Source organism: Helcobacillus sp. ACRRO, from assembly GCF_022347125.1.
GTDB classification, from domain to species: domain Bacteria; phylum Actinomycetota; class Actinomycetes; order Actinomycetales; family Dermabacteraceae; genus Helcobacillus; species Helcobacillus massiliensis.
In genome coordinates this window covers 34,355-52,032 of record NZ_JAKRNG010000017.1, presented here as the reverse complement: position 1 = coordinate 52,032, position 17,678 = coordinate 34,355, and the positions used below count along the sequence as shown (strand labels likewise).

At 66.9% G+C, this 17,678-nt stretch carries 16 protein-coding genes; 6 read left to right on the top strand and 10 right to left on the bottom strand.

Translation table 11 applies throughout. The features are described from left to right. Window positions 1–224 precede the first annotated feature (224 nt). The gene (gene trxB, locus MHY20_RS07525) at window positions 225–1,151 is read left to right on the top strand and encodes a thioredoxin-disulfide reductase (RefSeq protein WP_239375990.1); all 927 of its coding nucleotides are present in this window, start codon (window positions 225–227) and stop codon (window positions 1,149–1,151) included. Between the two features lie 125 nt (window positions 1,152–1,276). Continuing rightward, complete coding sequence (locus tag MHY20_RS07520) at window positions 1,277–1,717, top strand: hypothetical protein (RefSeq protein ID WP_239375984.1); 441 nt, start codon at window positions 1,277–1,279, stop codon at window positions 1,715–1,717. 2,636 nt (window positions 1,718–4,353) lie between these two features. On the opposite strand, the gene MHY20_RS07515 is transcribed toward MHY20_RS07520, so the two are convergent. The 8 genes from MHY20_RS07515 to rpmH form a co-directional block, all read right to left on the bottom strand. Beyond that, window positions 4,354–6,294 (bottom strand): ParB/RepB/Spo0J family partition protein, encoded by a 1,941-nt coding sequence (locus MHY20_RS07515; protein WP_239375982.1) that lies wholly within the window; start codon window positions 6,292–6,294, stop codon window positions 4,354–4,356. A gap of 102 nt (window positions 6,295–6,396) precedes the next feature. Beyond that, a complete protein-coding gene (locus MHY20_RS07510; protein ID WP_183377349.1) occupies window positions 6,397–7,254 on the bottom strand; it encodes an AAA family ATPase in 858 nt (285 codons plus the stop codon). 28 nt (window positions 7,255–7,282) lie between these two features. Continuing rightward, the gene (gene rsmG, locus MHY20_RS07505; protein ID WP_239375980.1) at window positions 7,283–8,080 is read right to left on the bottom strand and encodes a 16S rRNA (guanine(527)-N(7))-methyltransferase RsmG; all 798 of its coding nucleotides are present in this window, start codon (window positions 8,078–8,080) and stop codon (window positions 7,283–7,285) included. Further along, window positions 8,073–8,534 carry a R3H domain-containing nucleic acid-binding protein gene (locus MHY20_RS07500; protein ID WP_239375988.1) on the bottom strand — a complete coding sequence of 154 codons (462 nt, stop codon included), beginning with the start codon at window positions 8,532–8,534 and terminating at the stop codon, window positions 8,073–8,075. Before MHY20_RS07500 ends, rsmG begins: the two co-directional genes overlap by 8 nt. A 174-nt stretch (window positions 8,535–8,708) precedes the next feature. Next, window positions 8,709–9,809: a membrane protein insertase YidC gene (yidC, locus tag MHY20_RS07495; protein WP_183377345.1), complete on the bottom strand. Its 1,101-nt coding sequence runs from the start codon at window positions 9,807–9,809 to the stop codon at window positions 8,709–8,711. Window positions 9,810–9,886: 77 nt separating this feature from the next. Beyond that, window positions 9,887–10,183, bottom strand: a complete 297-nt coding sequence (gene yidD / locus MHY20_RS07490) for a membrane protein insertion efficiency factor YidD (protein ID WP_239375978.1) — start codon at window positions 10,181–10,183, stop codon at window positions 9,887–9,889. Window positions 10,184–10,191: 8 nt separating this feature from the next. Then, window positions 10,192–10,596: a ribonuclease P protein component gene (rnpA, locus tag MHY20_RS07485; RefSeq protein ID WP_183377343.1), complete on the bottom strand. Its 405-nt coding sequence runs from the start codon at window positions 10,594–10,596 to the stop codon at window positions 10,192–10,194. Between the two features lie 17 nt (window positions 10,597–10,613). Beyond that, complete coding sequence (gene rpmH / locus MHY20_RS07480) at window positions 10,614–10,751, bottom strand: 50S ribosomal protein L34 (RefSeq protein ID WP_183377342.1); 138 nt, start codon at window positions 10,749–10,751, stop codon at window positions 10,614–10,616. 349 nt (window positions 10,752–11,100) lie between these two features. Here rpmH and dnaA point away from each other — a divergent pair, with 349 nt between their 5' ends. The 4 genes from dnaA to MHY20_RS07460 all read left to right on the top strand — a co-directional run bounded on the left by dnaA (window position 11,101) and on the right by MHY20_RS07460 (window position 16,695). Next, window positions 11,101–12,732: a chromosomal replication initiator protein DnaA gene (gene dnaA, locus MHY20_RS07475; RefSeq protein WP_183377341.1), complete on the top strand. Its 1,632-nt coding sequence runs from the start codon at window positions 11,101–11,103 to the stop codon at window positions 12,730–12,732. A gap of 591 nt (window positions 12,733–13,323) precedes the next feature. Then, complete coding sequence (dnaN, locus tag MHY20_RS07470) at window positions 13,324–14,445, top strand: DNA polymerase III subunit beta (RefSeq protein WP_183377340.1); 1,122 nt, start codon at window positions 13,324–13,326, stop codon at window positions 14,443–14,445. 10 nt (window positions 14,446–14,455) lie between these two features. Then, complete coding sequence (gene recF, locus MHY20_RS07465; RefSeq protein WP_239375976.1) at window positions 14,456–15,916, top strand: DNA replication/repair protein RecF; 1,461 nt, start codon at window positions 14,456–14,458, stop codon at window positions 15,914–15,916. After that, window positions 15,913–16,695 (top strand): DciA family protein, encoded by a 783-nt coding sequence (locus tag MHY20_RS07460; RefSeq protein WP_239375974.1) that lies wholly within the window; start codon window positions 15,913–15,915, stop codon window positions 16,693–16,695. The genes recF and MHY20_RS07460 overlap by 4 nt, the downstream gene beginning before the upstream one ends. Here MHY20_RS07460 and MHY20_RS07455 read toward each other — a convergent pair. Both MHY20_RS07455 and MHY20_RS07450 read right to left on the bottom strand, forming a co-directional pair. Next, window positions 16,601–17,140, bottom strand: a complete 540-nt coding sequence (locus MHY20_RS07455; RefSeq protein WP_239375972.1) for a PIN domain-containing protein — start codon at window positions 17,138–17,140, stop codon at window positions 16,601–16,603. The genes MHY20_RS07460 and MHY20_RS07455 overlap by 95 nt on opposite strands. Then, window positions 17,140–17,649: a helix-turn-helix domain-containing protein gene (locus MHY20_RS07450; protein WP_239375970.1), complete on the bottom strand. Its 510-nt coding sequence runs from the start codon at window positions 17,647–17,649 to the stop codon at window positions 17,140–17,142. The genes MHY20_RS07455 and MHY20_RS07450 overlap by 1 nt, the downstream gene beginning before the upstream one ends. Window positions 17,650–17,678 lie beyond the last annotated feature (29 nt).

Genomic DNA, 17,678 nt, shown 5'->3' with positions numbered 1-17,678 from the left:
GATGCGGTGCGTCTGCTGTCCGCCACCCGACCCCGTCGGCCCGTCCCGGCCGCTGACCCGTTCTCTGACCGCAGCGCCTCTGCGAAGAAAGGACCCTCGTGAACACTGAGACCAACCCGTCGATCCTCAGCTCCATCTCCGGCTTCGGCATCGGAGTCGGCGACTCCGCTGCCGCCCCGCAGGCCGCGCCCGAGGCCGGTGCGGAGCCGCAGGCCGATTCGCCGGTGCGGGAGGTTGTGATCGTGGGGTCCGGCCCGGCCGGCTACACCGCCGCCGTGTACGCGGCCCGCGCCGAGCTGAAGCCCCTGGTGATCGCCGGCTCCCTCGACGCGGGCGGCGCCCTCATGACCACCACGGACGTGGAGAACTTCCCCGGCTTCCCCGAGGGCATCATGGGCCCGGAGCTGATGACGAACATGCAGGAGCAGGCGGAGCGCTTCGGCGCGGAGCTCGTGTACGAGGATGCGGTGCGTCTGCAGCTGGACGGCGAGATCAAGGAGATCGAGACGGAGTCCGGCGAGGTCCATCGTGCACGCGCGGTCATCATCGCGACGGGATCCGCGTACCGCAAGCTCGGCCTCGCACGCGAGGACGAACTGACGGGCAAGGGCGTCTCCTGGTGCGCCACCTGCGACGGCTTCTTCTTCAAGGACAAGAAGCTCGTGGTGGTCGGCGGCGGCGACAGCGCGGTGGAGGAGGCAACGTTCCTCACCCGCTTCGGTGACGTCACCCTGATGCACCGCCGCGACGAGCTGCGCGCCTCCAAGGCAATGGTGCGCCGCGCCGAGAACGACCCGAAGCTCACCATCATGTGGAACACCGAAGTGACGGAGCTGCACGGCGAGAACGCGCTCACGGGCCTCACGATCCGCGACACGGTCACCGGGGAGACCTCCCAGGTGGAGGCCGATGGGTTCTTCCAGGCCATTGGGCACCTGCCGCGCACTGACCTGGTGAAGGACCAGCTGGAGCTCGATGAGGCCGGGTACATCGCCGTTCAGGGGCGGTCCACGCTGACGAACCTCGAGGGTGTGTTCGCGTGCGGCGACGTTGTGGACCACACGTACCGTCAGGCGATCACCGCGGCCGGCTCCGGCTGCTCGGCGGCTCTGGATGCTGAGCGCTACCTGCTGGCGAAGGACGACGTCTGAGCAGTTCGGACCGCTCCGGCGGTGTGCATGCAGCGGGCAGCGGCGGGGAGGGCCCAGTGGAGGCTTCCCCTGCCGCTGGCGTTCCTGCTGCGGCTGCTCCTGTTGCGCCGGCGGCCGGTGCCCACGTGTCGGCCGTGGTGTTCTGGGCGCGGTGGAGCATTCCCTCCCTGCCGGCAGTGCTGGCGGCGGAGGAGATCGGCCAAGTCATGGGGCCGCGTGTCACGACAGCGAACGTGGATGTGTCCGACGGTTTCCCAACTTCTGATGACCTGAAGCAGTTGCCAGTGTTCTCCAGAAGCCGTCCCGCGCAGCTTCTGGAAGCGGTCGAAGACGACACGGCAGCTCTGATTGGCGATACCGCAACTGAGCGTCGCCTCCCAACATGGCTCCTCATTCCCGAGGCCGGCCTACACGCGGCAGCGGCGCACTCAGCTCCGGGCGGAGAGGGGCATAATGATGGCAGTGACGGCCCTGGCGCACTTGCCGATTCGCCAATCACACTTCTCCGGGGAGCCCGGCCGAAGTACGAGGTCGTCGACGCTATCGAGCGACTGCTGCACCCGTAATCCGTTCATCCCGTCCGCCTGGGTCGCCAGCTGGGCGCCAGGCGTGCCGGACCGCAGCTACTGGCCCCGCGTCTTGTTGGGTCAAGCTCACTTGTCCCCAGCCATCCACTAGGTTATCCACAACCTTGTGGATACAAGTCTGTGCAGATCCCAGGCCGTGCGCTCCGGCCCTCGTCGCGTGCGTTCGCACGGTGAGCACTTCTCAAAGAGCCGAAAATCACCTCTGACCTGCGATTTTACCGCCTATGTGCCATACCGGTTCCACGTGGAACCCCGCTTAGCGATCACTGACGTTGTCACCAACACTGTGGATAACTCGACCGGACCACGTTCTTCCACAATTGATTGCACACTCGTGGATAACAGTCAGCCCCGGGCCGCGGCTCACCGCGATCGCTGGCGTTTCCAGAGGAGAGGCTGGGGGCCAGATGCCGACCCGTGCCCCTACAAAGAGGAATGCGCGTCCCTCACTCTCTCAGCGCAGAGTTCCACGTGGAACGCATGGACCGCGTGGCCAGCAGCAGTGCGAAAGAGCCGCAGGGCCCTCGAGCCCGACCCAATGGTCGCTGTCGCCACCAAGTCGCAGGCACAGGTGTGGCTTGAGGTGAACAGAGCTTGGCGGCACTGACGACGCCGCGCCCTCAGCCGGGTGCTCTTTCAGAACGTTTCCTGTGAAACCGATGGCTTTGGGTATTGCCGTTCATTGGTTGCACGTGAAACATGCCGTCCCGGCAGGGTTGGGGAGCCACCCTCTCGATTCCGATAGCGGCCTCCGCTCTGATCGATGAGACAGAGACGTCATCACAATCGGCACCTCGTCGTAGGGGCACTGGTCCAGCCTTGGCTTTCTACAAACACGTCAGTCGCGTTTCACGTGAAACGAGCACCCCATTCATCGCGCCGGCAACTGTCAGGTGCGCACATAAGCCTCTAACAGGACGAGGGACACCGGTCTGTTCCACGTGAAACATGTCGCCATCGCCGGCGAGGGCGCGCGGCACGTTCATTCCGGAGCTCCGACACTTGCTATCTCGTGCCGCAGGCTGTTTCACGTGGAACTGCCTGCACCGGAAGGAAGCACGCCGGAGAGCCTTCGCACCCTACGCCGCCGAATGTGGCACGTCGTCGAGGATTCACGTGAAACCTCGCACGACCGCAACTTGAGCCAGTGGAGAGTCGCCATGGCCGTAGCGCCCTCCCTGTCGTTCCGTCCCAGTGGTTTCACGTGGAACACACTGTCGCAGACACAGCACCGCAGCATCTCCGCACATTGAGAACTCATTGCCACCGAAGAGCACGACCCCCGATCGACCGAACACAGTGAATCGGGGCAGCGGCTCGGCCAAGGTCGAATTACCATTCCGATTGAATGCCTGCGCCTCTGTTGCCGAGAGCGGTGGTTTCACGTGGAACCGAGTGAGCACAACTACACGTCCACCGCCGTCTCGGCCGAGTTCGCAATGTGTCAATCAACGGGCATGCCCGCAGGGCACAGTCGTCCTATCCGCACAGCAAACGAAGAGGGTCAAGGGTGCATGCCGGTTGGCCGGCACGATGCTGCGTCCTGACTGAGGCCGAACAAGCGTGTTTCACGTGGAACCACTCCGCGGCATTGTCTGCATGCGAACTCCTCCCGCGTTGCGCATCCACACCGTTGCCGTTTCACGTACAACCACGATCAGATGCGGCAACTCAAGAGGGTGGCAGTCAGCTGAACTCCACAGTCGTCCAGCGTCAGGAGGGTGTACCCCATCACTCTGTCGTGTCTACGTGCGCGAAGGTTCTAGTGGAAAGGGTCTGTTTCACGTGAAACCTGAGGACGCTAGCTATCTTTCGCACAAGTGGGTGTCCAGACCCGACTGGAGCAAACCATGACGTCATGTCTATCGAAGTGTTTCACGTGGAACACCTCCAACAACGCGCTGATCAGCACTTATCGGACCGGTTCCACGTGAAACCCGACTCCTGGGACAAGTCACCACACCCTCGGACCGACAGCGAAGCGAATAGGCGCCCCTGGGCGTGGTCCATTACTCAGCAGTTCTACGTGAAACGACCTTTCTGCCGAGTTGGACTCAATGGTCCCGGCACCTGAACTGATTCCTCAAGCACGCCGCTCCTTCCAGACGGAGCGGTGCTACTTTTCGCGATGCCCGCTGAGGATGCGTGGGGACGGGGGCTGAGGTTCCACGTGAAACCTAGCGGCAGATCAGTGCCGCTGTCCTTGTCCACAAGGCGGCCCGAGAGAGGGCGACAAGTCCTGACCAGAGCCCGACCAGTGCCACTATCCGCGCAGGTCAGGGATCGTTTCACGGAGTTATCCACAGAAGAGTGCACACACGTGGATACAGCACTCGAGAGGTGAGATCAGCGCGGGTGAGCACCCTGACGGATCTCGCCCCAAGTCAGTGGACGGAAGAGACAGTCAGCACGGAGCAGCCCGCGGCAACCCAGCCACAGCCAGCACAGCACAGCACAGCACAGCACAGCACAACGCGCCACAGCACAACCGAACACTGCGCAGCACAGACAGCTCACCCGCGCTCGACCCGGACGGACGTGATGGGCAGAGAAAAGGGAGGGCACTCGTCGGCACCCTCCCTTACCAGATGGTAATCAGAACCAGACCGTGACGCTCAGCCCTCGCCGGGCAGGTCATCGGCGTCGATCCCGAGGAGAGACGCCAGGCGATCGAGGTCCTCCATCGAGGAGAACTCAAAGGTGATCTTGCCCTTGCGCTTGCCCACATCGATCCGGACCGGAGCTTCGAAGCGGTTGCTGATGCGGGAGGTCAGGTCCACCACGTGCGGGTTGTAGGTGGTGCGGCGGGGAGTGGATGCACGCCCCGTCGGGCCGCTGCCTGTGGAGATCAGGCGCTCAACAGCGCGGACTGACAGCCCCTCGGCCACCACACGGGCCGCCAGCTCCTCCTGGAGCTTTGGATCGTCCACGGCCAGGAGAGCGCGCGCATGGCCCGCAGAGAGGGCCCCGGAGGCCACACGGCGCTGCACAAGCGGCGCCAGCTTCAGCAGACGCAGCGTGTTGGTGATCTGGGGACGGGAGCGGCCGATGCGCTCCGCCAGTTCGTCCTGCGTGGAACCGAAGTCCTCCAGGAGCTGCGCGTACGCGGCGGCCTCTTCCAAGGGGTTCAGCTGGCTGCGGTGCAGGTTCTCCAGCAGAGCATCGCGCAGGAGGTCATCGTCGCTGGTTTCACGAATGATCGCCGGGATCGAGGTCAGCCCACCGCGCTGCGCGGCGCGCCAACGGCGCTCACCCATGACGAGCTCAAACGATTCGCCGCTCTCCGTGACCGGAATTGGTCGAACCACAACCGGCTGCAGGACGCCGACTTCGCGCAGGGAGTACGCCAGCTCATCGAGCGCTTCCTCATCGAAGACGGTGCGCGGGTTCCGCGGGTTCTCGCGGATCTCATTGATGGGAAGCTCCGCGAACTCGGCACCGGGAACAGCGACGAGATCGTCTGTGTCGATCGACAGCTCCGAGGCGCTGGAGGACTCGTCCTCAGCCCCGGACGCGGGCGCAGCCGCGTCGGGATCGAACCGGCGCTCGTCCTCACCGACCATCACCACATCGTCGTACCCGAAGCCCTCGGTCGCGGACTTCGACGACGCCGCCGGCGCAGGAGCCGCATTCTCGGTATCCGTGCGCTCTGCCGACTCGGCAGCCGGGGCGTCGGTCTGGTCAGCGTCCGGGGTCGCTGCCGTCACGGCCGCCGGAGACTGCTCCGGTGCAGGGGTCGGCGCTGCGGGAGCACGGGTCTCCCCAGCCGGGGAGAGGACCTTCTCCTCCACGCTGGTGCCGGAGGCGTCAGCGTCCTTCTGCTGAGCCGCGGTCGGTGCCGCAGCGGGCCTCGCCGCAGCAGGGGCGGCAGTCGGAGCGGCGGAGGGGGCTGACGTCGGCGCAGCAGCCGGCGCAGCAGCCGGCGCGGGCGCGGCCGCACCTGCAGTGGCGGAACGTTTGGAGGCGGCACGGCGGGACCGGGCAGCGCGCGCCATATCGTTGGCGAGATCGCGCCGACGGGCAGCCGCATCCTCGCGGGGAGCGCCGACGGGATCACCCGAAAAGAACATGTCCACCGGGCGGCTCGAGGCACGACCGGAGGAGGCAGCACCACTGCGGTCCGCCGAGGCGGAGCCGTCAGTGGAGGAATCGGCTGCGGAGCTCTGCGACTGGGATCCGCGGCCTCCGTCGGCCTGCCGACGGGTGCGCAGCGCGGGAGCCGCCTCCTCGGCGGGAGCGGGAGTCGCTGCGGACGCAGCGGTGGGGGCAGAAGCAGCAGTGGGAGCGGACGCGGCGGTGGGGGTCGAGGCCTTCTTCGCAGGCGCAGACTTCTTCGCGGTCGCGCCCGACTTCACCGAGGACGACTTCGCGGCGCTGGACTTCGCGGGGGTCGACTTCTTCTCCGAGGACGCCGTCGCCTTCGAGGACTCGCCGGAGGGGGCCTCCGTCGGCTTCTCAGCTGCCGCTGGCTTCGCCGGCTCCGCCTGCCGACCGCTGGGAGCTGCGCTGGGGATCAGCGCGCCGATCCCGCGACCGAGTCCGCGTTTCTTCGCCATAGTCTTCCTTCATCAGTCTGCTGGAAGCCATGATTCTTCCAGGCCCACGATTGAAGCGCGAACCGCCAGCAGGTCGTTCTGCCGCGCCGCGCGTCGGATAAGTCAGGAACGGGTGGAGATCTCATGCGCCGCCGCGCGGTACGCCAGGGCGCCGGTGCTCCCCGGATCGTAGGTGATCACCGTTTCGCCGTAGCTGGGCGCCTCGGAGATCCGCACCGACCGCGGAATCAGAGTCTGCAGGGTCTGCTCCGGGAAGTGCTCGCGCACATCCTCCGCCACCTGCGACGCCAGCCGGGTCCGGCCGTCGTACATCGTCAGCAGGATCGTGGACACCCGCAGATCCGAGTTCAGATGCTGCTGGATCAGCTCAATGTTCTTCCACAGCATCGCGATGCCCTCGAGCGCGTAGTACTCCGCCTGGATCGGCATCAGCACCTCCCGCGCCGCCACCAGCGAATTGATGGTCAGCAGACCCAGCGACGGCGGGCAGTCGATGAAGATGTAGTCCAGGCGCGGCTCACCCGCCTGCTCCCGGTGTTCGATGTAGGCACGGATCGCGTTCTTCATCCGCGACTCCCGCGCCACCATCGGCACCAGTTCGATCTCCGCACCCGACAGGTCGATCGTGGCGGGCGCGCACTGCAGCGTCTCGAACTGCTCCGAGGGGACCAGGATCTCGTGCAGCGGCTTGTCATCCACCAGGACGTCGTACAACGACGCGATATCGGGATCGTGCTCCACACCCAGCGCCGTGGACGCATTGCCCTGCGGGTCCGCATCGATCAGCAGAACATGCAGTCCGCCCTGCGCCAGCGCAGCCGCCACGTTCACAGCAGTGGAGGTCTTGCCGACCCCGCCCTTCTGGTTCGCCACCGAGATGATGCGGGTCTCCGCCGGCGCCTCGAAGGTGGCGTTCTCCAGCTTCCTGCGCAGCTGGGTGTCCTGCCTCAGCTGCCGCATCAGCGGAGTGTCCTCCTGCGAGCCTTTGCTATTTGCCACCACGGGAGCCTTTCTTCTGCGGACGTGCGGTCACATCAACGCTCACCACTGTAGTGGGAACCTCAATGCCCTCCGCTCGGATCAGCTCGATCCGGGCGTTCTCCCCGCCCAGCCGCTGCAGCGTCTTCTGCGCCTTCTCGATCTCCTGCGGGGCGCTCTGCCCCTTCAGCGCCACGAGCCGGCCGCCCACCCGCACCAGCGGGAGCGTCCACTTCGCGAGCTTGTCCAGCGCCGCAACCGCCCGCGCGGTCACCACATCGAACTCCTGCTCACCGTGCAGCTCCTCCGCGCGGGCCCGCACCACGGTCACCTGCGGGAGCTGCGTGCCGACGGAGTCCTCCTCATCCAAGGCGGCGAGATCCTCCAGGGTCTCCTCCAGCCAGGTGCAGCGGCGCTGCATCGTCTCGATCAGGGTGATGTCGATGTCGGGCCGGGCGATCGCCAGGACCAGGCCGGGCAGGCCAGCGCCGGAGCCCACATCGGCGAGCGTGCGGACGCGCTCGGGCAAGGCCGCAGCAGAGTCGGCGGATCCACCGGACGCAGCGGTTCCGTTGGATGCGGCGGAGCCGTCGGCCCCCTCCGGCGCCTCCAGCGCGCGCACCATGAGCGCGCAGTTGAGCACGTGGCGCTCCCAGATGCGATCGACCTCGCGCGGGCCGATCAGGCCCTGCTCCGCGCCCTTGGTCTGCAGCAGGCGGGCGTAGCGCTCCGCCAGCGGCAGGTTGCGGCCGAACAGCTCCTCAGCCAGCGCACGGTGCTCCGCCGGCGGCGCCAGACGCTCAGTCATGGGGGTAGATCACCACGTGGCGGGTGCCGCCCTCACCATCGGACTCCGAGCGGAGACCGGCGCGCTTGGCGACATCGTGCACCACCTTGCGCTCGAACGGGTTCATGGGGCGCAGCGGCACGGGGATCGTGCCGTTCTTCGCCTGCTCCACCGCCTTCTCAGCCAGCTCCTCCAGCTCGCTGCGGTGGTTCGCGCGGAAACCGCCGATGTCCAGCATCAGGCGCGAACGCTGACCGGTGCGGGCCTGCACTGCCAGGCGCGTCAGCTCCTGCAGCGCCTCCAGCAGTTCGCCCTTCGGCTCGTTCAGCGCGGCGAGCTCGTCGGCACCGCGGATCTCCACGGAGGCGCGGTCGCCGTCCACGTCGATGTCGATGTCGCCGTCCAGGTCAGCGATGTCCATCAGCTCTTCGAGGTAGTCGGCGGCGAAATCGCCCTCCTCCTCGAGGCGCTGCAGGCGGTCGCCTCCGTTGCTGTGGGAGTCCGCGGAGGTCTCCTCAACCTCGGGCGCCTGGTCCTCGCGCAGATCCTCCGGGGTGTCGGCAGTGGGGGTGTCGTTCACAATGGCCTCATTTCACTCGGGTGTGCGGGTTCCACCCACGTGGGGTGGGGCAGCCCGCCTGGGTCGCCGTCAGCGGCGGTTGCGCTTCTTCGCGCTGGACTTCTTCTTGCCGGAGCCCTTCCTGCCGGCTGCGGAGCTGCCGCCGGGATTCTGGGCACGGCGCTTGGCCTGTGCTTCGGCGCGCTGGCGGCGTGCCCGCTCCAGCATCTCCTCATCAGAGAGGCGGCGGCCCTTCTCGTAGCGCTTCGGCTGGACCCGGATCTGCTGCTCCTCGACCGGCTTCTCCACCTTCGCGGGGCGGAAGTCCAGCGGCTCCAGGCCCTTCTTCGCGCGCTTCTCGTTGATGCGCTCGTGGCGGACCTTCTCCGCGTCCGAACCGGGGGTCGGGTTGTTGCGGATCATCCACCACTGCTGGCCGAAGCTCCACACGTTCGTGGTGAGCCAGTAGATCAGCACGCCCAGCGGCATGCCGGGGCCGGTGATGATGTAGATGAACGGAAGAACATAGAGCATGATCTTCTGCATGTTCGCTGCGGGACCCTCGAGGGCCGACGGCGGCAGGTTCTTCATCGTCAGTTCCTTCTGGGTGAGGAACGTGACGGCGCACATCAGCGCGATGATGATGCCGGTGATCAGCTTCGTCTCGATGGTGCCGGAGAGGAAGCTGTCAGCGATCGTGGTGTTGCTGAAGATCGTGGAGGTCGAGGCGCTCTTCGCCAGCTCCGGGGTCATGCCGCCGAAGGTCTCGCCGTAGCTCTTCCCGCCCGGGGAGTGCTCCGGCAGGGTGTAGAACAGGGCGCGGAACAGGCCGAAGAAGATCGGCATCTGGATCAGCAGCGGCAGGCACGAGGACACCGGGGAGGCGCCGTGCTTGCGGTAGACCTCCATGGTCTCCTGCGTCATCGCCTGGCGGGACTCCGGGTCGGTCTTGCCCTTGTACTTCTGCTGCACGGCCCGCAGTTCGGGGCCGGCGATCTGCATGGCGCGGGAGGCGCGGATCTGCTTCGCGAACAGCGGCAGGATCAGGATGCGGACCAGGACGGTCAGACCCACGATCGACAGGATCCAGGTCCAGCCGCTGTTGGGGTCCATCACGAAGGACAGCACCTTGTGGAACTGCACCATGATCCAGAAGACCGCCCATTCGATGGGCATCAGAATCTTTGACATCGGCCTTGTCTTTCTATCCGTCCCGGATGCGCATGACGGTCATGCGAGGGGCGGCGTCGGTCGGGTTCGGGTCTAATCTACAAGTCGTCGCCTGCGCGGTCCTCGGGCCTGCGCAGGGCGCGCGGATTGCTCCACATGCCCGGCGCCGGGGTGGGGTCGAGGCCGCCCCCGGTGAGGGGGTTGCAGCGCAGGATCCGCCACGCGGACAGCACGGTGCCCTTGACGGCGCCGTGGCGGCGCAGGGAGTCCATCGCGTACTGGGAGCACACGGGGGTGAAGCCGCACGCCGGCGGCGTGTACGGCGAGATCCCCCGCTGATAGGCGCGGACCAGGGCGGTGAGGATCGCCGTGGGCCACTGCAGCGGGGAGCGCATGGTGGTGGTCAGGCCGGCCGACGGGTGCGCTGGGCACCGTCGGTGCGCCGCTGCAGCTTGGTGACGGCGGCGGCGACGGCGGATTCGGTCTGCGCGGCGAGGTCCTGGAACTGCACGGACTGGATACCGGGCAGGGCTCGGACCACGCAGGTGGAGCGCGGGGGCAGCAGATGCATGCGCGGCCGCATGATCTCCCGCAGACGCCTGGTCACACGGTGACGGATCACCGAATTGCCGACCTTTTTGGACACGACGAAACCCACGCGGGGCTCATCCTGCTGTCGCGGCCCGCTGGTGTGCGGATCGGGAACAGCCACGTGAACCACCACGTGGGATCGTGCTGCCCTCGTCCCGGTGCGGGACGTGAGGCGGAAGTCGTCGCTGTGGCGCAGACGGTGAGCGGGAGCGGTCACGCTGGGACCGGCTCAGCTCACGCGGACAGCGAAGCGCGGCCCCGCGAGCGGCGTGCGTTGATGATGGCGCGGCCTGCGCGGGTGCGCATGCGGGCGCGGAAGCCGTGCTTCTTGGCGCGGCGGCGGTTGTTCGGCTGGAACGTGCGCTTGGACATCTCGTTCTCCTACGGATCGGTGGCCCCGGGAGGGGCCTGTGGGCGGGGCGGGGCCCCGTGGCTTTTCGGTGGCTGCGCAGCTGCCGGGTTCGCGCGTCGAACCGTCACGGGGAGCGTCGAGGGGAAGTCCCGGTGGCGCAGCACAGACTGATCAAGCGTAGGGCGGTGCGCGGGCAGGGTCAATGGATCCGCGGTGTCTTCGCCCGTCTGTGGGCGGAATCTCACGGGTCGTTCGGGACTGCACCACACCTTATCCCCAATGGCTGACACTTTTCCCCACCATTTGTGGAAAACTGTGTGCACGATCCCCACCGATCCGGCCCTTCCCCATGCCGACCAAGGAGCAACGATGGACAACGCGGCGCCCGACCACGACGAACTGTGGGCACAGTGCATTCAGATCCTGCGCGCCGATCCCGATGTCTCCGACCGCCACATCGCCTTCCTCACCCTCTCCCGCCTCAAGGGCTTCCTCGACGACACCGCCCTCATCGCCGTCCCCTCCGGCCTGGCGAAGGACATCTTCGAAACCGCCATCCGCGACTCGCTGAAAGCAGCGCTCACCCAGGTCACAGGCCGGGACAGCCGCTTCGCCGTCACCATCGACGAGTCGCTCCTGGACTCCCTCCACAGCGACGGCCCCGCGCCGCGGCCCGCCCCGTCGGCCTCCCTGCCGGCACAGCCGGCCCCCTCCGGCCAGTCGACCCCGCCGACCGGCAGCGCAGGCATCGCAGGAGCGGACCCGTCGGCCTTCGCGGCGATGTCCGCGCAGTCCGCCCCCGCGGCGCCGCACACCTCCGAGGATGCGCCCGCCGGCTTCGGCGCGACCGGGGTGCAGCAGCGTCCCCAGCAGCAGCGATCCACACAATCCGCCTCGAATGTGAACAGTTCTGTGGATAACTCTGGGTCGGGGCTCGGATCCTCCACCCGCCTCAACCCGAAGTACACCTTCGACACCTTCGTGATCGGCGCCTCCAACCGCTTCGCGCAGGCCGCCGCCTTCGCGGTCGCCGAACAGCCCGCCCAGGCGTACAACCCGCTGTTCATCTACGGCGGGTCGGGCCTGGGCAAAACGCACCTGCTGCACGCCACCGGCCACTACGCCCTCGGCCTGCAGCCGAACATCCACGTGCGCTACGTCAACTCCGAAGAGTTCACCAACGACTTCATCAACTCCGTCTCCTCCGGTCAGTTCGGCCGCGCGCAGGAGTTCCAGCGCCGCTACCGCGACATCGACATCCTGCTGATCGACGACATCCAGTTCCTGCAGCGCGCCCCCGAGACGATGGAGGCGTTCTTCCACACGTTCAACACGCTGCACAACGCCAACAAGCAGATCGTCATCACATCGGACCTTCCGCCGAAGCAGCTCGGCGGCTTCGAGGACCGCATGCGCTCCCGCTTCGAAATGGGTCTGATGACGGACGTGCAGCCGCCGGACCTCGAGACCCGCATCGCGATCCTCCGCAAGAAGGTCACCGCCGAGGGCAACGACGAGGTCCCCCACGACGTCCTCGAGTACATCGCGCAGAACATCTCCACCAACATCCGCGAACTCGAAGGCGCGCTGATCCGCGTGCAGGCGCTGCATTCGCTGTCCCGCGCGCCGATGGACGTCTCCCTCGCCGAATCGGTGCTGAAGGATCTGCGGATCCACGACGGCGCCGCCGAGATCACCGCACCGCTGATCATCGCGGAGACCTCCAGCTACTTCGGGCTGTCCGTGGATGACATCAAGGGCACCAACCGCACCCGCGCGCTGGTGACGGCGCGGCAGATCGCGATGTACCTGTGCCGTGAGCTCACCGAAATGCCGCTGATGAAGATCGGCGACGAGTTCGGCGGCCGCGACCACACCACTGTGATCCACGCGAACAAGAAGGTGACGCAGCTGATGAAGGAGCGTCGCGCCCTGTTCAATCAGGTGTCGGAGCTCACCGCGCGCGTGAAGGCGAAGGCACAGGAGCACGGCCGCGGCTGATCCGGCGGGCCGACGGGTGCTGCGCGAGCACATTGCGCCGCAGCGGGCGTCCGGCGGTGTCCGCCGCGAATGACACGTCTGTGTTTCAGCAGGCTGGGCCGCAGAACCTCTGGTTTCCGTCCCTCGATTTCATCCACATTGTGGATAACTTTGGGGATACTGTGCATGCATACGGGCCCCGATGTGGATCCTCCCGCAGCACCTGACCGAGCAGCCGCGGACTTATGCCCATGATGTCCACAGAGTTCGATGAGCTCTCCAGAAGCGACCTGAACGACGAAAATCGGTCTGACCAGCAGAAACACCACTTATGCACAGGATCAACAGTCGTCATTAAGGTGAGTGTTTAAGTTTGGTTCACTGTGGGTGTGGACAAGCGGGGCCGGCCGGGCCCTGAGTCGCGGACCGGGCTCGAACACCTGTGCACATGAGCGGAGACGAACGGATGTTCAGAATGACAAGGATGGGATTTTGAACCGCGCGGGGGTCCTCGAAACTGACTACAGTTGACCTTGTTCGCACCGAGACGCACACCAGAGGGCTGCGCCGCTGCGACCATCCGCTTCTGACTGTCACGAAGGAGAGCACACGGTGAGATTCCACCTTGATCGAGATGTCCTGAACGAGGCCGTCTCCTGGGCGACTCGCACGCTCCCCACCCGCCCGGCGATGCCCATCCTGCAGGGTGTCAAGATCGTCGCCGACACCACCGGCGAGCTGAAGCTCTCCACCTTCGACTACGAAGTCAGCGCCCACATCACGCTGCCCGCCGAAGTCGATGAGGCCGGCGAAGTCCTCGTCCAGGGCCGTATGCTCTCCGAGATCGTCCGCGCCCTGCCGAACAAGCCGGTCTCCTTCCAGCTCGAGGGCACCAAGGTGGAGATCCGCTGCGGCTCCTCCCGCTTCACCCTCGCCGTGCTTCCCATCGGCGACTACCCGGCGCTGCCGGAACTCCCGCCCGTGGTCGGCACGATCGACTCCTCGCTGTTCGCGCAGGCCATCAGCCAGGTGTCCATCGCCGCCTCGAAGGACGACGTGGTCCCCCTGCTGACCGGCGTGCGCATCGAGATCGACGGCGAGAAGGTCGCCATGATGGCCACGGACCGGTTCCGCCTCGCAATGCGCGAGTTCACGTGGAACCCGTCGGATCCCTCCGCGGAGATGTCCGCGATCGTGCGCTCGCGCACCCTCACCGAAGTGGCCCGCTCCCTCGGCTCCGGCAGCGTGGAGATCGCACTGAACACCGGCGAGCAGGCCAGCATCATCGGCTTCGAATCCGCCGGCCGCCGCACCACCTCCACCCTCGTGGACGGCGACTACCCGCCGGTGCGCCGCCTCTTCCCGGACAACACGAACTACTCCATGACCGTGGCGACCCAGCCGCTCATCGAAGCGGTCAAGCGCGTCAGCCTCGTCGCCGAGCGCAACACCCCCGTGCGGCTCACCTTCAGCGAAGGCCAGGTCGCCCTCGAAGCCGGCGCCGGTGACGACGCCCAGGCATCCGAGGTCATCGAAGCGCAGGTCGAAGGCGGCGAACTCGTCGTCGGCTACAACTCCGGGTTCCTCCTCGAGGGCCTCGGTGCATTCACCACCGACTTCGTGCAGTTCAAGATGCCCGACTCGATCAAGCCGTCCGTGATCCGCGGGCAGGAGTCGCAGGACGCGGACGCGGACGACTCCTACCGCTACTTGCTGATGCCGATGCGCATCTGACGCGGCGCGCATGCACCTGCGCGTCCTCGACCTGACCGACTTCCGCTCCTACGAGCACGTCACGCTGCAGCTGCGGCCCGGGGTGACCGTGTTCGTCGGATCGAACGGCCAGGGCAAGACCAACCTCGTCGAAGCGGTCTGGTACCTCGCGGCGCTGTCCTCCCACCGCGTCTCCCACGACGCCGCGATGGTCCGCCGCGGCGCCGAGACCGCGATCATCCGCGCCGGATTCGTCCGCGCCGGCCGCGACGTCCGGGTCGATGCGCAGCTCGCGCCCGGCCGCGGCACCACCATCCGCCTCAACGGGCAGGGCCTCTCCCGCCCCCGTGAGGTCCTCGGTCAGGTCCGCGCCGTACTGTTCTCACCGGAGGACCTCGCGCTCATCAAGGGGGACCCGGAGGGCCGCCGACGCTTCCTCGACGAGATCCTGTACGAGATCGCACCGAGGTTCGCCAGCATCCGCGCCGACTTCGACCGTGTGCTGAAGCAGCGCAACTCCCTGCTCAAACAGATGCGGCAGATGCGCCGCGCCGCCGCCCGCACCGGCGGGTCCAGTGGGCACGGGTCCGGACGGTCCAGCGCGGGCCGCGGCCGAGGCCAGCGCCCGTCGGCCGCGCCCCTGCCTGACGGCACCGACCCCGCCGAAGCCGCGCAGACCATGCTGCAGGTGTGGGATGAGCAGCTCGCCCGCACCGGCGCCGAACTGATCCGCGCCCGCCTGCATCTGGTGAACCGTCTGCGGCCGCATGTGGGCTACTCCTATATGAGGGTCGCGACTGATGAGGGCGCCGAAGTGGGGCTTCAGCTGCACCCCGCGGATCGCGGCGCCGTGGCCACGCCCGCGAACATCCGGTACACCTCGAGCGTGCTGGAGGGTAAGCTGCAGGCCGCGTCGGGACCCGTCGGCCCCGATTCCCCCGAGGCGGCGGAGGACCCGGAGGTGGCGCGTGCGGAGAAGAAGCGGGCCGGCGCGGACCCGCCGCTGCCGACCCTGCAGCAGCTGCATGACGCCCTGCTCGAGCAGCTCACCGCCCGCCACGATGACGAGATCGACCGCGGCATCACCCTCAGCGGCCCCCACCGCGACGACATGGAGATCCGCCTGCACGACTTCCCCGCGAAGGGGTACGCCAGCCACGGCGAATCGTGGTCGCTGGCGCTTGCGCTGCGCCTCGGTTCCTACGACCTGCTCACCATCGAGGAGGGCGATCTCGGTGACGGCGAACCGATCCTCATCCTCGATGACGTCTTCTCCGAGCTCGACCAGCACCGCCGGGAGCGGCTCGGCCGCATCATCGCCGGCGCTGAGCAGGTGCTGATCACCACCGCGAACGATTCGGATATTCCGCGGTCGGTGGCCGACGGGTCCGCCGGTGAGCTGACCCTGGTGGATGTGACGAAGGGACGGGCCGAGATCCGCGGCGGGACCAGTGGCTCCGGTCGACCCGGCGGGGCTGGTGGTGGCCGGTGATCCAGCCGCCGAACCCGTACGCGCTGGGCACCTGGCAGAACCCACCGGCCCAGCCCACCGCGCCGAAGGACCCGTTGGCAGCGCCCACCTCGCCGGCGCCGCATGAGCGGGCGAACGAGATGCCGAGCCCCGGCGCCCCACCCGAGCCCGAGGATTGGGATGATGCCAATCCCGTGGGTGATGGCTCCGGTGAGGGCGACGGCGGCGCGGACGAGGCCGACGAGTTCCGCATCGCCCGCGACCCGAACGCGACTGTCCGCGACTTCTCCCGCCCGGACGAGTACGCCCGCCGCGCCCTCAACCACGCCCGCGCCACCGCGAAGCGCTACGGGTACAAACCACGCCGCGGCACCAGTCGCGGACGCTTCAGCACACGCGACGCCACCACCCTCAAGGGCGGGTTCTCCGGGGCCCGGCCCGACGCCCGCGACCCGCAGGGCTTCAAGACGGTGCTGGCGCGCGTGCTCGGCGACCTCGGATGGGAGGACGGAATGAGTCAGGGGCAGGTGCTCGCCGACTGGGAGCAGATCGTGGGGCCGCAGATCGCGCAGCACTGCGAGGTCGCGAGCTTCGAGGACGGCCAGCTCGTTGTTGCTGCGGATTCGTCCGTGTGGGCGTCGCAGCTGCGGATGCTGACCCCGCAGCTCATCACCACGATCCACGAGTATGTGGGCCGGCAGATCGTCACGGAGCTGAAGGTAACGGGGCCGCAGGGAGTCTCGTGGGTGAAGGGCAAGCGGACCGTGAAGTGGCGCGGCCCGCGGGACACCTACGGGTGATGGGTGTTCGTCGGATCAGGGGCTGATTCGCCACAGCTGCTGTGCTGCGGCCACGCTGAATGCTGACAGTCCGCACCGTTCCAAGCTGCTCAACCGGAAAGTCCTTGAGGTTGGCTGTCACGAGCAGGTCTGCTCTGCCCCTCACCGCCGCAGCAACCACATGTCGATCGTCGGGGTCCGGAAGGTCCACTGACTCAACGAACGGTTCCCAGTGATCAACGCATGCGTCAAGGAAAACCTTGTTCATGGTATTCACTCGGCGCCGGGCGCTGCCGGACGCTTTGGTCTGGGGATGGACAGCCTCGATCGCAGCGACTGTCTCCTCCAAAATCCGGTGGTTCCATAGCGGGCGGTACAGCCCCGCCTCAGCCAGTCGTAACAGCAGATCGGCCTGGGTGATCGGCACAAGCGCGCAGGCATCGAGAAGCGCGCTGAACCGTGCCATCAGCTCGTCACAGGCGTGCGCATTCTCGCGGCCGCCAGCGCCTCGACGTACAGGGATGCGTCCGCTTCATACAGGCCCTCGGCCGCGGCTTCAGCAGTCATATCGTCGAGAGCGCTGCGGGAGGCCCGACGCTTCTTCTCCTGGTAGTCCACGAGGTCTTGCAGACGAACGCGCCGATGCCGTCCCCCAGTCGTATAGGTGAAGTCGATTTCTCCGCTCTCGAGGATCTTCACCAGGGTGGGGCGACTGATGCCAAGGAAGTTCGCCGCTTCCTGAGTTGTCAGCGTCTTATCGACGGGAACGACAGTGATGGCTTTGCCTTGTCGCATCGCGTCGACGATCTCGCGGAGCACCGTGTACGCCTCGAGAGGCAGGGGTACGCACTGCCCGTCCGGCCCCACAAGCCCTGCTGGCTCACTGTGCTGAGCCAAGAAGTGGCTCAGGTCCAGCATCTGTTCAAGATCCTCAGGCGGAAGAACAGTGTGGCGAGAACTCGCTTGGGTGGTCATGGCAGGAGAATACGCAGATATTCGAAAAA

Bases quoted from the DNA above. Each gene is read 5' to 3' on its own strand.
- rsmG (WP_239375980.1), bottom strand. From the start codon at position 8,080: ATGACTGAGCGTCTGGCGCCGCCGGCGGAGCACCGTGCGCTGGCTGAG.
- dnaA (WP_183377341.1), top strand. From the start codon at position 11,101: ATGGACAACGCGGCGCCCGACCACGACGAACTGTGGGCACAGTGCATT.
- yidC (WP_183377345.1), bottom strand. From the start codon at position 9,809: ATGTCAAAGATTCTGATGCCCATCGAATGGGCGGTCTTCTGGATCATG.
- yidD (WP_239375978.1), bottom strand. From the start codon at position 10,183: ATGCGCTCCCCGCTGCAGTGGCCCACGGCGATCCTCACCGCCCTGGTC.
- rpmH (WP_183377342.1), bottom strand. From the start codon at position 10,751: ATGTCCAAGCGCACGTTCCAGCCGAACAACCGCCGCCGCGCCAAGAAG.
- MHY20_RS07455 (WP_239375972.1), bottom strand. From the start codon at position 17,140: ATGGCACGGTTCAGCGCGCTTCTCGATGCCTGCGCGCTTGTGCCGATC.
- MHY20_RS07515 (WP_239375982.1), bottom strand. From the start codon at position 6,294: ATGGCGAAGAAACGCGGACTCGGTCGCGGGATCGGCGCGCTGATCCCC.
- MHY20_RS07450 (WP_239375970.1), bottom strand. From the start codon at position 17,649: ATGACCACCCAAGCGAGTTCTCGCCACACTGTTCTTCCGCCTGAGGAT.
- MHY20_RS07510 (WP_183377349.1), bottom strand. From the start codon at position 7,254: ATGCGGCAGCTGAGGCAGGACACCCAGCTGCGCAGGAAGCTGGAGAAC.
- recF (WP_239375976.1), top strand. From the start codon at position 14,456: ATGCACCTGCGCGTCCTCGACCTGACCGACTTCCGCTCCTACGAGCAC.